The organism is Streptomyces sp. NPDC044044 (genome assembly GCF_056434405.1).
Genome location: NZ_JBWKFG010000002.1, coordinates 680,165 through 694,305, shown reverse-complemented (window position 1 = coordinate 694,305; position 14,141 = coordinate 680,165). Strand labels below are relative to the sequence as shown.

The window sequence follows — 14,141 nt, the reverse complement described above, 5'->3', positions numbered from 1 at the left end:
GGCGGGCCGGAACCACGGAGGTTCCGGCCCGCCCGGCCAAGGGCGGCCACGCCACCCCCGTCCCCACGGTGCGGCGCGGCTCAGGCAGATCGGGGTCCGTCATCCATCGGGCCCCGGTCCACGATCAGGTGGGTCTGGTCAGACCCAGTGCGGGCAGCAGGCATGCCTCCACGAAGTCGGACAGGTACTCCTCGTCCGCGTGCTTGCCCTCCAGGACCGGGCGGGCCCGGACCACACCCATGAGCTGCGCAGTGATGAACCTCGTGGCCGGATGGTCCGCGGCGATCTCGCCCCGGGCCACTCCCCGCGCGACCAGGTCGTCGAGCGCCCGGGTCTCCGGCTCCACCAGCGCCTCGCGCAGCGCGCTGCGCAGGTCCTCGTCCTGCAGGACCGCGTGGCTGAGCGCCTGGACCAGCATGCTGTCCTGGGTCGACCACTCCCCCGCGGCCCGCGCCGCCTCGCGCAGGTCCCCGGCGAGCGTGCCGGTGTCGATGCCCGCGAAGCGCACGCAGCGGTTGGCGCGCAGCGCGGCCGCGACGAACTGGGGCTTCGTCTTCCACTGGCGGTAGAGCGTGGACTTGCTGCACCGGGTGGTCGAGGCCACGCCTTCCATGGTCACGGCGTCGTACCCGCACTCGCGGAGCTGGTCGAGGACGGCGTCGTAGAACTCCTGCTCACGCTCGGGCGTGATCTTGGAGCGGCGCGAGGAGCCCACGGGGTCCGCTGTGCCTGCGTCTGCTGCCTGGTCCGGCGACGTCATGACTCTTCTCCTCGGTGCGTCGGCTTCGACCGACCCTATCGATACGCCAGTGTACCGGTACGCTTCCGTATCGGTACACTGGCGTATCGATGAGCGGGGCGCTCCCCCACTCACTACCCGCACCACCCAGTCATCACGTAAAGGGGCCGGGGGATGGAATCCCGAACCGAGCCTGCCGAAAGGGAACCGGACATAGCCGTCCGGGAGCCGGACACATCTGCCCGACCGCCCCTCGTCCGCGAGCTCCTCCTCGTCGTAGGACTCTTTCTCGTCTACAAATTCGGCAGGCAGCTGGCCAACGGCCACACCGGTGAGGCCTTCCGCAACGCCCACCACGTGTGGGACGCCGAACGCGCCCTGCGCCTGCCGGGCGAGGGCGCCGTGCAGGACGCGCTGCTCAGCAGCGACACCCTGGTGCACATCGCGAACACCTACTACGCGACCGTGCACTTCCCGGCCACCGCGCTGTTCCTGGTCTGGCTCTATCTGCGCAGGCCCCGGCACTACGTATGGAGCCGCCGGGTGCTCGCCGCGCTCACCGCCGCGGCCCTCGTGCTGCACCTGACGTTCCCGCTGGCGCCGCCCCGGATGCTGAAGGCGGCGGGGCTCGTGGACACCGGGCAGGTGTACGGGCCGACGGTCTACGGCGCATCCCCGCAGACGGACTCGATGGCCAACCAGTTCGCCGCGATGCCGTCCCTGCACTTCGGGTGGGCGCTGATGCTCGCCGTCGGGCTCATCGCCGCGACCTCCTCGCGCTTGCGCTGGCTGTGGCTGCTGCATCCGCTGATCACCCTGCTCGTGGTGGTCGGGACCGCCAATCACTACTGGCTCGACGCCATCGCGGTGACCGCGCTGCTCGGCATCGCGCTCGCCGTGATCAAGCTGCCGGACCCCGCGCGCTCGCGCGTCGTGCGGCGGCACACGCCCACACCCGAGCTCGCGGCGCCGGGGGTCCGACGATGAACGCCACCCTCCTCGCCGTCGCGCTCTCGCTCGTGTCGGCCGCCGCGTACGCCAGTGCCGCCGTGGCCCAGGAACGCCTCGCCGCCCGCATCGCGGGCACCGGTGACGGCTTCCTGCGGCTGCTCGGCAGCGGGGCCTGGTGGTCGTCCGTCGGGCTCAACGCGTGCGCGGCGCTGCTGCACGTGGCGGCCCTGAAGTACGGACCGCTCACCCTGGTCCAGCCGCTGGGCGCGCTCACCCTGGTCGCCGCCGTGCCGCTGGGCGCGCGGATCGCGGGCCGGCGGGTCACCCCGCTGGAGTGGCGTGGCACGGGGCTCACGCTGATCGGCCTCGGCGCCCTGCTCCTCACCGCGTCGGGCCCCGCGCCCGACGACACACTGACCCTGACGGAGGCGCTGGCCGTCGCGGGCCTCACGATGGCCGTGATCGGCGTCCTGTCCCGTCCGGGTGCGCGGCCGGGGCTGCGGCACGCGACGGCTTCCGGGTTCGCTTCGGGCGTCGCGTCCGCGCTCACCCAGACCGTGACGGTCGCCGCGACGGACCGCTCGGGTCCGCTCCTGAGTCCGCAGGTGATCGTCGTGGCGCTGCTCGTCGCCGCGTTCGCGGTGGGCGGCCTCTTCCTGTCCCAGACCGCGTATCGCGGGGGCCTCGGCGCGCCGCTCGCCGTCGTCACCCTGGCCAATCCTGTGGCCGCCTCCGCCATCGGCCTGATGCTGCTCGGGGAGCGGCTGCAGGGAGGTGTGGCCGGGCTGTTCCTGGCGGCCGGGGGTGCGGCGATCGCGGCGTACGGCGTGGTCGTCCTGACACGGTCACCGCGGGACGATGTGCACGCGAAGGCGCCTTCGGAGCTGTCTTCGGAGGACTTCCTGCCGTCCATCCCAAGCCAGGCGGAACCAGCCGCCCTGCACCTGCCGTAACCCTCTAAGGGGCGCGGGGAACTGCGCGACAAGCCACGAAGCACCCGCAGACGCAGCAACAGGGCCAGGGACAAGGGCAGGGACAGAAACGGCATCGGCGGCGCCCCGGATCCGGGGCGCCGCCGATGCCGTTTCCGCGAGGGCCAAGCCTCACCCGAAGCCGCGCGCGTCCTGCTTCAGCGCCGTGTCCACCGTCAGGGCCGTCGCCACGACGAGGCTCAGGAGCGGCTCGGGCAGCTGGTAGTGGATCTGCAGGACGTAGTTGTCCGCGGTCGTGAACATCGTCTTGGCGAGGCCTTCCCAGGTCTTCGTGATCCGGGCGACCTCGTTGTCCGCGTGGTCGACGATCGAGAAGTTCCAGGCGCGCCAGTTCTCTGCCTTGATCGCGCCGGCCTGCTGACCGTTGACCATGATCGCGAAGTTGATCTTCCCGATCATGTTCTGCTGGACGATCTCACCGATCGGCTGGCCGTCGGCACGCTCGACGATGACCCGCGACTTCATGAACTTGCGGGGCCGCGTCAGCTGCATCACCGGCTGGCCGTACGCGTCGCGGATCTCGAGCTTGTGGGTCATGAACTGGTCGATGCTGGAGACGAAGCGCGCGACCTTCTTCAGCGTGCTCTGCCCGACCTGGACGACCGAGCCGAGCGTGTTGCCCGACTGGTCCATGACGCTGTACTCGTTCGTCAGCTCGATGAGCTTGGCCTTCTGGTTCACCACGAGGACCGGCTCGGTGAAGAGCGTGCCGCCGCCCTGCGACGAGGGGGCGACGCCCGCCTGCTGCTGGACCTGACGCTGCACCTTGGCGGGGTCGGCCTGCGGGACCGCCTGCTGGGGGTGCTGCTGGGGGTGGCCGTACCCCGACTGCGGAGCCTGCTGCTGGCCCTGCAGCGGCTGCGCCTGCTGCTGCTGAGCAGGCTGCTGCTGGGCCTGCTGCGGCACCTGCTGCGCCTGCGCGGGCTGACCGCCGGCCTGCTGGTTCGGGCTGGTGTGCTGGGTCCACTGGGAACCGTCCCACCAGCGCAGCAGCTGGGCCGCGCCCTGAGGGTCCGAATACCAGCCTGCAGGAGTGTTCGAATGCGTCGTCACCCGCGCACACTACCCCGCAGGCGGGGGCGGTCCGCCAGCCCTGCGCGGCCCCTGTGACGTCGGCCTCACCGTGGCGCGTTCTCGACGCCGACCTCGATCCTCAGCGGCGCCTCGCCCTCCCTGAGTTCGACCGCCCCGACCCGACCCGCGGCCCGGACGTCCGCCTGCGCGAGCGCGAAGCGGTCCAGGCTCGCGCGCGGGCCGGAAACCACCACTCCCGCGACCTCGGCCCGCATGGAGAGCCGCGCCTCCGACTTCGCCCTGCGGATCGCCGCGATGACCTCCGAGGCCGTGGCCAGGACCGAGGCATCCGCTCCGGCGGGGACCTCCGGGGTGGGCCACGCCGCGCGGTGGACCGAGCCGGTGGCGCACCAGGACCACACCTCCTCCGTCACGAAGGGAAGGACCGGCGCGAAAAGCCGCAGCAGCGCGTCGAGGGCCGCCCGCAGCGTCACCCGCGCCGACTCCGTCCCGGCCCCTTCCCCCTGGTCGCCGTACGCCCGCGCCTTGACCAGCTCCACGTAGTCGTCGCAGAAGTGCCAGAAGAACCGCTCCGTACGCTCCAACGCCCGCGCGTAGTCGAAGTCGTCGAAGGCCGCGGTGGCCTCCTCGACCGTAGCGGCGAGTTCGGCGAGCAGCGCGCGGTCCAGCGGCTCGGTGACCGGAGCCAGGTCCGATCCGTCCGCCTCACCGAGGCTCAGCACGAACTTGCCGACGTTCAGGACCTTCGTCGCCAGGCGCCGGCCGACCTTCATCTGGCCGACGTCGAACGCCGTGTCCGTGCCGGGCCGCCCGCTCGCCGCCCAGTAGCGGAGCGCGTCCGAGCCGTGCCGCACGAGCAGGTCCCCGGGCGTGACCACATTCGCCTTGGTCTTCGACATCTTCTTGCGGTCGGGGTCGAGGATCCAGCCGGAGATCGCGGCATGACGCCACGGCAGTTCCCTCTGCTCGGCATGGGCACGCACCACCGTGGCGAACAGCCAGGTACGGATGATCTCGTGCGCCTGCGGCCGGACGTCCATCGGGAAGACCCGCGCGAACAGATCGGGGTCCGAGCGCCACCCGCCCGCGATCTGCGGGGTGAGCGAGGAGGTGGCCCAGGTGTCCATGACGTCCGGGTCGCCGGTGAAGCCGTGCGGAGCACCGCGCCGGGCGTCCTCGTATCCGGGCGGCGCCTCCGCGCTCGGGTCGACGGGCAGGGCGGACGCGTCCGGGACGATCGGGCGGCCGTATTCGGGCTCGCCGTGCCCGTCCAGCGGGTACCAGACCGGGATCGGCACGCCGAAGAAACGCTGACGGCTGACCAGCCAGTCGCCGTTGAGACCGCCGACCCAGTTCTCGTAGCGCACCCGCATGTGCGGCGGATGCCACGTCAACTCGCCGCCGCGCGCCATGAGTTCGTCCCGCAGGCGCTCGTCACGGCCGCCGTTGCGCAGGTACCACTGCCGGGTGGTGACGATCTCCAGGGGCCGGTCGCCCTTCTCGTAGAACTTCACGGCGTGCGTGACGGGCCGCGGCTCGCCCTGCAGTTCACCGCTCGCCCGCAGCAGTTCCACGACACGCTCCCGCGCGGTGTGCGCCGTGGCGCCCGCCAGCTTCGCGTACGCGGCGACGGCGGCCGCCGATTCGACACCGCTCGGCGGCTGCGCGAGGAAGCGCCCGTCCCAGCCGATCACCGGGCGCGTGGCGAGCCGCAGCTCGCGCCACCAGGTGACGTCGGCCGTGTCGCCGAACGTGCAGATCATCGCGACCCCCGTGCCCTTGTCCGGGACCGCGGCAGGGTGGGCCACGACGGGCACGTCGACGCCGAAGAGCGGGGTGCGGACCGTCGCTCCGACCAGGTGCCGATGGCGCTCGTCGTCGGGGTGCACGACCAGGGCGACGCAGGCCGGGAGCAGTTCGGGCCGGGTCGTGTCGATCGCGACCGGCCGGCCGTCGGGGCCGTGGAAGGTGAGCCGGTGGTAGGCGCCGGGGCGTTCCCTGTCCTCCAGTTCGGCCTGCGCGACGGCCGTGCGGTACGTGATGTCCCACAGGGTGGGCGCCTCGGCGATGTAGGCCTCGCCGCGCGCCAGGTTGTTGAGGAACGCGAGCTGCGCGGTGGCGCGCGCCTCGGTGCCGATCGTGCGGTACGTACGCGACCAGTCGACGGAGAGACCGAGCAGCCGCCACAGTTCCTCGAAGGCCTTCTCGTCCTCGACGGTGAGCCGCTCGCACAGCTCGATGAAGTTCCGTCGGGAGATGGGGAGTTGCTCCTTCCCCGGCTTTCCGGGCGGCTCGAACGACGGGTCGTACGGCAGCGCCGGATCGCACCGCACCCCGAAGTGCATCTGGACGCGGCGCTCGGTCGGCAGGCCGTTGTCGTCCCAGCCCATCGGATAGAAGACTTCCTTGCCGCGCATGCGCTGGTAGCGGACGACGGTGTCGGTGTGCGTGTACGAGAAGACGTGTCCGACGTGCAAGGAGCCGCTGACCGTGGGCGGCGGGGTGTCGACGGAGAAGATCTCCTCACGCGTCCTGGAGCGGTCGAAGGCGTATACGCCCGTCTCGTCCCATCGCCGCGACCATTTCTCTTCGAGCCCGTCGAGAACAGGCTTGTCGGGGACGCCGTCCGCGCGCGTGCGATGGGGGAAGGTCATGCATCCGCATGCTAGGCGCCGAAGGGACGGGACGGCCTCCGCTTTTCGGGCGTGTGGGCCGCCGCCGGAGCTGTGGTCCGGCGGCGGCCCTTCAGAGATCCTGTCCGCCCGGGGTCGCCGGGTGGGTCAGGCGGAGACGATCGCGGGGTCGCTGACCCCGGCCCGGCCGTTCTCCACGTGCCCGGCCAGGCGCCGCAGGAAGGTGCCGTCCGCGTCGGACTTCACCGTCACGTCGTACCAGCGCTTGCTCGACCGCAGGTCGACGGTGTGCTCGACGGTGCCGCCCGCCTTCACCTTGAACGTCTGGGCCGCGCCGCCGTAGGCGTTGGAGACGCTGAGGTTCACGTCGGCGCCGCCCGCGTTCTTCAGGGTGAGCCTGAGGTTCCCGGTGGCCTTGTCGTGGCGGGCGGTGACCTCGGGGCCCGCGGTCTTGCCGGGTCCCTTGAAGACGCGCAGGAAGCCGTTCGGGCCGAACACCGACAGGTCGTACGCGTCCTTCGAGTACGCCGAGTTCCAGGTGTCGGAGATCTTCTTGCCGGCCTCCGTGGTGTACGTCCAGGGGCCGTCCGTGCGGTTGCCGGAGCGGACGTGGAAGCAGACACCCGCCGCGTCGCCGCCGCTGAAGGTGAGCGTGAACTTGCCGTCGGCGGGCGCTGCCGCGCCGTCCACCAGCGGGGCGTACGGCAGCGGGCGCGCGGGCCGGGAGCCGGACTCCTGCTTGGGCAGGTTCGCCTTCGCGGGCGCCTTGGGCACGTAGTCGGGGTGGCGCTCGTTGTCCGGCGGCTCGTAGGCGCCGGTGTCGGGCAGCTTCGCGGGGTCGGTGTCCTTGCCGCCGAAGTCGAAGGCGGAGGTGAGGTCACCGCAGATGGCGCGCCGCCACGGCGAGATGTTCGGCTCCTTGACGCCGAAGCGCGTCTCCATGAACCGGATGATCGACGTGTGGTCGAAGACCTCGGAGTTCACGTAGCCGCCCGTGCTCCACGGCGAGACGACGACCATCGGGACGCGCTGGCCGAGGCCGTAGTGCCCGGCGGCGTACTGCGCGTTGCCGGGGAAGTAGTCGAGCGTCGTGTCGACGGTCGACTTGCCCTGGTTCGCATCCTTGGGGGTGTACGGCGGGACGACGTGGTCGAAGTAGCCGTCGTTCTCGTCGTAGGTGATGAACAGCGCCGTCTTGGCCCACACGTCGGGGTTGGAGGTGAGCGCGTCGAGGACCTGCGCGATGTACCAGGCGCCGTAGTTCACGGGCCAGTTGGGGTGCTCGCAGAAGGCCTCGGGCGCGGCGATGTAGGAGACCTGCGGGAGCTTGTCGGCCTTCACGTCGGCCTTGAGGAGGTCGAAGTAGCCGTCGCCCGCCTTCGCGTTGGTGCCGGTGCGCGCCTTGTCGTAGAGGGGGTCGCCCGGCTTGGCGTTGCGGTACTTGTTGAAGTAGAGCAGCGAGTTGTCGCCGTAGTTCCCGCGGTAGGCGTCGTCGATCCAGCCCCAGTGTCCGGCGGCGTCGAGGCCGTCGCCGATGTCCTGGTAGACCTTCCAGGAGACCCCGGCCTGCTCCAGGCGCTCGGCGTACGTCGTCCAGTCGTAACCCGCCTCCTGGTTGCCGAGGACCGGGCCGCCGCCCTTGCCGTCGTTGCCGACGTGGCCCGTGAGCATGTAGTAGCGGTTGGGGTCGGTGGCCCCCATGAACGAACAGTGGTAGTCGTCGCAGACGGTGAACGCGTCGGCGAGGGCGTAGTGGAACGGAATGTCGTCGCGCGTCAGGTACGCCATCGTCCGCTCGGACTTGGCGGCGATCCAGTTGTCGTACTTGCCGCCGGCGAAGGCGCTGTGGCCGCCCGCCCAGTCGTGGTCGAGACCCGCGATGAACTGCATGCCGAGGTCCTCGGCGTCCGGGTGGAAGGGCAGCACCTCTTTACCGCCGCCCGACTGGTTCCAGACGGGTTTACCGCTGGGCAGGGTCACGGGGCGCGGGTCGCCGAAGCCGCGTACGCCCTTCATCGTGCCGAAATAGTGGTCGAAGGAACGGTTCTCCTGCATCAGGACGACGACGTGCTCGACATCCTCGATGGAGCCTGAGCGGCGCTGGGCGGGCAGGGCGGCGGCGCGGGCGATGCTCTGCGAGAGCGTCGCGAAGGCTGCGGTGCCGCCGGCGAGTTGCATGAACCGGCGCCGATTGAGTTCTGGCATGAGTGGATTCGACCTCGTGTTGTGGGGTGTGGGGGACGTGAGCGGGTGAAGTGTTTCAAGGGGAGCAAGGATCAGGGAAGGGGCCGTGACCTGGATGTGAAGAGAAGTCCAACCCTTGGTGGTCGGGACACAAGTCCCGACTTCATGAGGCCCTAAGTCCCGTATTTGACATATACGAACCGACATGCCTGACTTGGCCCTGCACCGCTCGATGGTGCGTTCTTCCGTGTCCCGCGATCGCAAGGAGGTGTTCGGGATGAGTCCCGAAGGAAGTCCTTGCGTCAGCGTCACGTCTCACTGAAGCGATTCCGCTTCTCCGGCTGAGGCGTCATTCGCCTCGCCCCTTCTCCGCCATGCGGTCACGCACGCGCAGTAATGCGGCATTCCACGCGCAGTAGGCCTGCGCGGCAATGCGCCATGCCCGCCGGCGGCAACCCATCACATCTACGTCCCTGTGCACGGGCCTGCTTCGCCATGCCCCCGCACGGAGGGAGGTCTGCCATGAACAAGCTGATTCCCCAGGTACGCCCGGCGACGCCGGGCGAGAACCCCGGAGACAACCCCACCCCCACCACCCCCCGCGTCCCCGACGGCCGCCGCGAGCGCAAGGCCGCCGAGCTGGACGCCCGCACCCGCGAAGTCGGCGCGCGTCTGGCCGAGTTGAGCGCGAAGCCCGCCCGTGACGTCCTGCGGGACCTCGGCACCGACACCCGCGGACTGCGTCAGGACCAGGTCCTCGAGCGCCTGGAGCGGCACGGCGAGAACGTCGTCGCCCAGGAGCGCGCGCCGCACTGGACGACGCAGCTCGCCAAGTCCTTCTGCAACCCCTTCATCGGCGTCCTCGTCGTGCTCGCCGCGGTCATGTACTGGCAGGACCCGGCCGACCCCGGCGTCTGGATCCTCACCTCGATGGTGCTGATCAGCGGACTGCTGCGGTTCTGGCAGGAGTTCCGCTCGACCAGGTCGGCCGAGGCGCTGAAGGCCCTGGTCACCACCTCCTGCGCGGTCCAGCGCCGGTGGAGCGAGCGCCCCGGCACCGAAGAGATCCCCATGGAGCAGGTCGTCCCCGGCGACCTCGTGAAGCTCGCCGCGGGCGACATGGTCCCCGCCGATCTGCGACTGCTCACCGCCAAGGACCTGATGGTCAGTCAGGCCGCCCTGTCGGGTGAGTCGCTGCCGGCCGCGAAAGCGGACACACCCGCCGCCGACTTCGGCCAGAGCACGACGACCGACCCCGTCGAGGCCGACAACCTCTGCCTGATGGGTACGTCGGTGACCTCGGGCACGGCGACCGGTGTGGTCGTCGCCACCGGCTCGGACACCTACTTCGGCTCGATGGCGGGCGCACTGGTCGGCGACCGCCCGCAGACCGCCTTCGACCTCGGTGTGCGGCGGGTCAGCTTCCTGCTCATCCGCTTCATGCTGGTGATGGTCCCGATCGTCTTCGCGATCAACGGCTTCACCAAGGGCGACTGGGACCAGGCACTGCTGTTCTCCATCTCCGTGGCGGTCGGGCTCACCCCCGAGATGCTGCCGATGGTGGTCTCGGCGAACCTGGCGCGCGGCGCGGTCGCGATGTCCCAGCACAAGGTCGTCGTCAAGCAGCTCAACGCGATCCAGAACCTGGGCGCGATGGACGTGCTGTGCACCGACAAGACAGGCACGCTCACCGAGGACCGCATCGTCCTCGACCGCTACCTCGACGCGCACGGCCACGAGGACCGCGAGGTGCTCGAATACGCCTACCTCAACGCGCACTTCCAGACGGGCCTGCGCAATCTGATGGATCAGGCGGTCATCGACCGCATCGACGAGGCCGAGGAGGTTGTCGTCGACCGGCTCTTCACGATGGTCGACGAGATCCCCTTCGACTTCGCCCGACGGCGGATGTCCGTCGTGCTGCGCCGCGAGGAACTCTCCGGTCCTGCCGCCGAGCACACGATCGTCACCAAAGGAGCGGTGGAGGAGGTCATCGAGCGGTGCGGCCACGTCATGGACCGCGGCGAGCGCGTCGAACTCACCGGTCAACTGCGCGCCCACGTCACGCACATCAGTGAGCGCCACAACCGTGAGGGCCTGCGGGTCCTTGCGGTCGCGACGCGCAGCGTGCCCGCCGACCGCGACACCTACACGGCGGCGGACGAGTCGGACCTGACCCTCGTCGGGTTCCTGGCGTTCCTCGACCCGCCGAAGCAGGACGCCGCGGACGCCCTGCGCGCGCTCGCCGAGAACGGCATCGCGGTCAAGGTCGTCACCGGCGACAACGAACTGGTCGCCGCGCGCGTCTGCGCCGACGTCGGCCTCGACGTCAGCGAGCTGATCACGGGCGCCACGATCGACCTGGTCGACGACGCGGAACTCATCCGTCTCGCCCGTACGACCACGGTGTTCGCGAAGGTCAACCCGGTCCAGAAGGCACGGATCGTACGGGCCCTGAAGGCCGACGGGCACACCGTCGGATTCCTCGGGGACGGCATCAACGACGCCGCGGCGCTGCGCGAGGCCGACGTGGGTGTCTCGGTCGACACGGCCGTCGACATCGCCAAGGAGTCCGCCGACATCATTCTCCTGGAGAAGGACCTGATGGTCCTGGAACAGGGCGTGTTGACGGGCCGTCAGACCTTCGGCAACACCATCAAGTACATCAAGATGACGGCCTCGTCGAACTTCGGGAACGTCTTCTCGGTCCTGGTGGCATCGGCGTTCCTCCCCTTCCAGCCGATGCTCGCCATCCACCTCCTGGTGCAGAACCTCTGCTACGACATCAGCCAGCTGTCGATCCCCTGGGACCGGATGGACAAGGAGTACCTGCGCAAGCCGCGCACTTGGGACGCGAAGGGCATCGGCCGGTTCATGATCCGGATCGGTCCGATCAGCTCGGTCTTCGACATCACCACGTTCCTGGTGATGTGGTACGTCTTCCAGGCGAACTCGCCCGCGCAGCAGACCCTCTTCCAGACGGGCTGGTTCGTGGAGGGTCTGCTGTCGCAGACGCTGATCGTGCACATGATCCGCACGCGCAGGATCCCGTTCATCCAGTCCCGCGCGTCACTGCCGGTGCTCCTGATGACGGGCGCGGTGATGGCCTTCGGCCTCTGGCTGCCGTTCTCTCCGCTGGCGTCGGCCCTGTCGATGGAGCCGCTGCCGATGAGCTACTTCCCGTGGCTGATCGGGACGCTGCTCGCGTACTGCGTGCTCACCCAGGTGGTGAAGGGCTGGTACATCCGGCGCTACGGCAGCTGGCTCTGACGCTGCCGGGCATGACGCCGTCAGCTCGTCAGGACGACGAGTCGCTGGGTCGCCCGGGTCATCGCGACATAGCGGTCGACCGCTCCTTCGATCCCCTCACCGAAGTTCTCGGGGTCGATGAGGACGACCAGGTCGAACTCGAGCCCCTTCGCGAGCTCCGGTGTCAGTGACCGGACGCGGGACGTCTCCCCGAAGGCGGGATCGCCGATCACACAGGCGATCCCGTCGGCGTGGGCGGCGAGCCACGTGTCGAGGACCGATTCCAGGTCCGCGACGGATCCGTGCGCGACGGGGACACCGCTGCTGCGGATGGAGGTCGGCACGTTGGCGTCCGGGAGCGCGGCCCTGATGACCGGCTCGGCCTCCGTCATGACCTCTTCCGGCGTCCGGTAGTTGACGCTCAGGGACTCGACGCCGACGCGGTCGAGCCCGATCCGCTCAAGGCGTTCCTGCCACGACTCCGTGAAGCCGTGCCTGGCCTGCGCCCGGTCACCGACGATGGTGAAGCTCCGGGAGGGGCAGCGAAGGAGCAGCATCTGCCACTGGGCGTCGGTCAGCTCCTGGGCCTCGTCCACGACGACGTGGGCGAACGGTCCCGCGAGCCGGTCCGGGGTTGCGGGCGGCAGCTCGGACTCGTCGACCAGGCTGACCTGGGCGTCCTGGCCGCGCAACATCGTCACCAGACCCTCGCCGTCGTCGCCGTCGGCGCCGGACGCGGCCGCGGCGTCGATCAGGTTGTCGACGACCTGGGCCATCTGCTCGCGCTGGGCGGCGAGGACGGCCTCCTGCCTGCGCTTCTGCCGGGCCGCCTCCGGGTCGCCGAGCCGCTGTCGCGCCGCGTCGAGGAGCGGCAGATCGGACACCGTCCAGGCCTGGGGCGCCTCCTTGCGGAGCAGGGTGCGCACCTCGTCCCGGTCGAGCCAGGGCGCGCACATCCGCAGATAGGCGGAGTTCGACCACAGGTCCGCGACGAGGTCCGCCGCTTCGAGCAGCGGCCACGCGCGGTGCAGGGTCGTGACCAGCTCCTCGTCGTGCCGCAGCGACCGCTCGAAGAGCTCGCCGGGAACGTCGCCGTCGAGCTTGTCGAGCAGGATCGCGACGAGCTCCTCCCAGACCTGCTCGCGCGCCTCGTTGTGCGGGGTGCCGCCTCCCGGTGCGTCGAACGCCTCGGCCCAGTCGTCGGCGCTCAGCCAGACGTCGGCCCAGTCGGTCGAGACCGTCATCCCCTTGGTGGGCGGCTCCTCGTAGAACCTGACCGCCTTCTCGATCGCCTTCACCATGTCCGCGGACGACTTCAGGCGGGCCACCTCCGGGTCGGACTCGGCCGCCGCCCCGGCTCCCTCGGCGACGAGATCCTCCAGGATGCAGGTCTGCACGCCCTCCTCGCCGAGGCTGGGCAGGACGTCGGAGACGTAGTTCAGGTAGGGGCGGTGCGGGCCGACGAACAGCACGCCGCCCCTGTTGTGGCCGAGGCGGGGGTCGGAGTAGAGGAGATAGGCGGAGCGGTGCAGGGCAACGACGGTCTTGCCCGTGCCCGGACCGCCGTCGACGACGAGGGCGCCGCGGGAGCCCGCGCGGATGATGGCGTCCTGGTCGGACTGGATGGTGGAGAGCACGTCCCGCATCCGGGCCGACCGGTTGCTGCCCAGGCTGGCGATGAAGGCGGACTGGTCGTCGAGCGCCGCGTGGCCTTCCAGACCGTCGGCGGTGAACACCTCGTCCCAGTAGTCGCTGATCCGGCCGTCGGTCCAGCGGTACCTGCGGCGGCTCGCCAGACCCATCGGGTCGGCGTGCGTCGCCGCGAAGAACGGCTCGGCCGCGGGGGCGCGCCAGTCGAGCAGCAGCCGACGGCCCTCGCTGTCGGTGAGGCCGAGCCGCCCGATGTACACGGGCTCGGCGTCGTCAGCGCCGACGATGTGCCCGAGGCACAGGTCGAGCCCGAAGCGGCTCAGGGTGCGCAGGCGAGCGGTCAGCCGGTGGATCTCCAGGTCCCGGTCCATCGCCTCGCGGCCGATGCCGCCGGGTGCCTTGCGCTGGACGTCGAGGCGGGCGGAGACTTCGGCGATCGTCTGCTCGAGGCTCTGCGCGATGGCAGCGAAGTGCTTCTCGTCGCTGGCGATCAGTGTGGGGTCGGCCTTGGGGGCGAGATGGGCAGGAAGGTCGAACGCAGACAGCAAGGCAGGCACTAGGTGAATCTCCCGTTTCCGCAGGTCCTGGCTTTGGCCTGTGATTGTGCGGGATGACCGGGGCCTTGCCGCAAGCCCCCCTCTGCGCTATAAATTAAGAGTGGCAAGGAGTGGGAACACCTCCTTGCCTTTCCTTTTTTCTCTCCTGCCG

General features: G+C 70.1%; 8 protein-coding genes. 3 read left to right on the top strand and 5 right to left on the bottom strand.

Annotation, left to right across the window (positions count from 1 at the left end; translation table 11 throughout):
* Positions 1–124: 124 nt before the first annotated feature.
* Positions 125–760, bottom strand: coding sequence for a TetR/AcrR family transcriptional regulator (locus AC07AG_RS08995; protein WP_478753313.1), 636 nt, complete (start codon positions 758–760; stop codon positions 125–127).
* Between the two features lie 153 nt (positions 761–913).
* Here AC07AG_RS08995 and AC07AG_RS08990 point away from each other — a divergent pair, with 153 nt between their 5' ends.
* Positions 914–1,726, top strand: a complete 813-nt coding sequence (locus tag AC07AG_RS08990; protein WP_478753311.1) for a phosphatase PAP2 family protein — start codon at positions 914–916, stop codon at positions 1,724–1,726.
* Positions 1,723–2,643: a DMT family transporter gene (locus AC07AG_RS08985; protein ID WP_478753310.1), complete on the top strand. Its 921-nt coding sequence runs from the start codon at positions 1,723–1,725 to the stop codon at positions 2,641–2,643. The genes AC07AG_RS08990 and AC07AG_RS08985 overlap by 4 nt, the downstream gene beginning before the upstream one ends.
* A gap of 150 nt (positions 2,644–2,793) precedes the next feature.
* Here the strand turns inward: AC07AG_RS08985 and AC07AG_RS08980 are convergent, their stop codons facing one another.
* The 3 genes from AC07AG_RS08980 to AC07AG_RS08970 all read right to left on the bottom strand — a co-directional run bounded on the left by AC07AG_RS08980 (position 2,794) and on the right by AC07AG_RS08970 (position 8,555).
* Positions 2,794–3,735 carry an LURP-one-related family protein gene (locus AC07AG_RS08980; protein ID WP_478753308.1) on the bottom strand — a complete coding sequence of 314 codons (942 nt, stop codon included), beginning with the start codon at positions 3,733–3,735 and terminating at the stop codon, positions 2,794–2,796.
* A 65-nt stretch (positions 3,736–3,800) separates the two neighbouring features.
* Positions 3,801–6,371, bottom strand: coding sequence for a valine--tRNA ligase (gene valS, locus AC07AG_RS08975; RefSeq protein ID WP_478753306.1), 2,571 nt, complete (start codon positions 6,369–6,371; stop codon positions 3,801–3,803).
* 126 nt (positions 6,372–6,497) lie between these two features.
* Positions 6,498–8,555, bottom strand: a complete 2,058-nt coding sequence (locus AC07AG_RS08970) for a phosphocholine-specific phospholipase C (RefSeq protein WP_478753304.1) — start codon at positions 8,553–8,555, stop codon at positions 6,498–6,500.
* A 501-nt stretch (positions 8,556–9,056) separates the two neighbouring features.
* Between AC07AG_RS08970 and mgtA the strand changes: the two genes are divergently transcribed.
* On the top strand, positions 9,057–11,804 hold the full coding sequence (gene mgtA, locus AC07AG_RS08965) for a magnesium-translocating P-type ATPase (RefSeq protein ID WP_478753302.1): 2,748 nt from the start codon (positions 9,057–9,059) through the stop codon (positions 11,802–11,804).
* Between the two features lie 20 nt (positions 11,805–11,824).
* Here mgtA and helR read toward each other — a convergent pair whose 3' ends face one another.
* Positions 11,825–13,990 carry an RNA polymerase recycling motor ATPase HelR gene (gene helR / locus AC07AG_RS08960; RefSeq protein ID WP_478753300.1) on the bottom strand — a complete coding sequence of 722 codons (2,166 nt, stop codon included), beginning with the start codon at positions 13,988–13,990 and terminating at the stop codon, positions 11,825–11,827.
* Positions 13,991–14,141: the final 151 nt, after the last annotated feature.

What these genes read in the sequence shown, in the direction of transcription:
- AC07AG_RS08995 (WP_478753313.1), bottom strand. Translation starts at nt 760, where the DNA reads ATGACGTCGCCGGACCAGGCAGCAGACGCAGGCACAGCGGACCCCGTG.
- AC07AG_RS08990 (WP_478753311.1), top strand. Translation starts at nt 914, where the DNA reads ATGGAATCCCGAACCGAGCCTGCCGAAAGGGAACCGGACATAGCCGTC.
- AC07AG_RS08985 (WP_478753310.1), top strand. Translation starts at nt 1,723, where the DNA reads ATGAACGCCACCCTCCTCGCCGTCGCGCTCTCGCTCGTGTCGGCCGCC.
- valS (WP_478753306.1), bottom strand. Translation starts at nt 6,371, where the DNA reads ATGACCTTCCCCCATCGCACGCGCGCGGACGGCGTCCCCGACAAGCCT.
- AC07AG_RS08970 (WP_478753304.1), bottom strand. Translation starts at nt 8,555, where the DNA reads ATGCCAGAACTCAATCGGCGCCGGTTCATGCAACTCGCCGGCGGCACC.
- mgtA (WP_478753302.1), top strand. Translation starts at nt 9,057, where the DNA reads ATGAACAAGCTGATTCCCCAGGTACGCCCGGCGACGCCGGGCGAGAAC.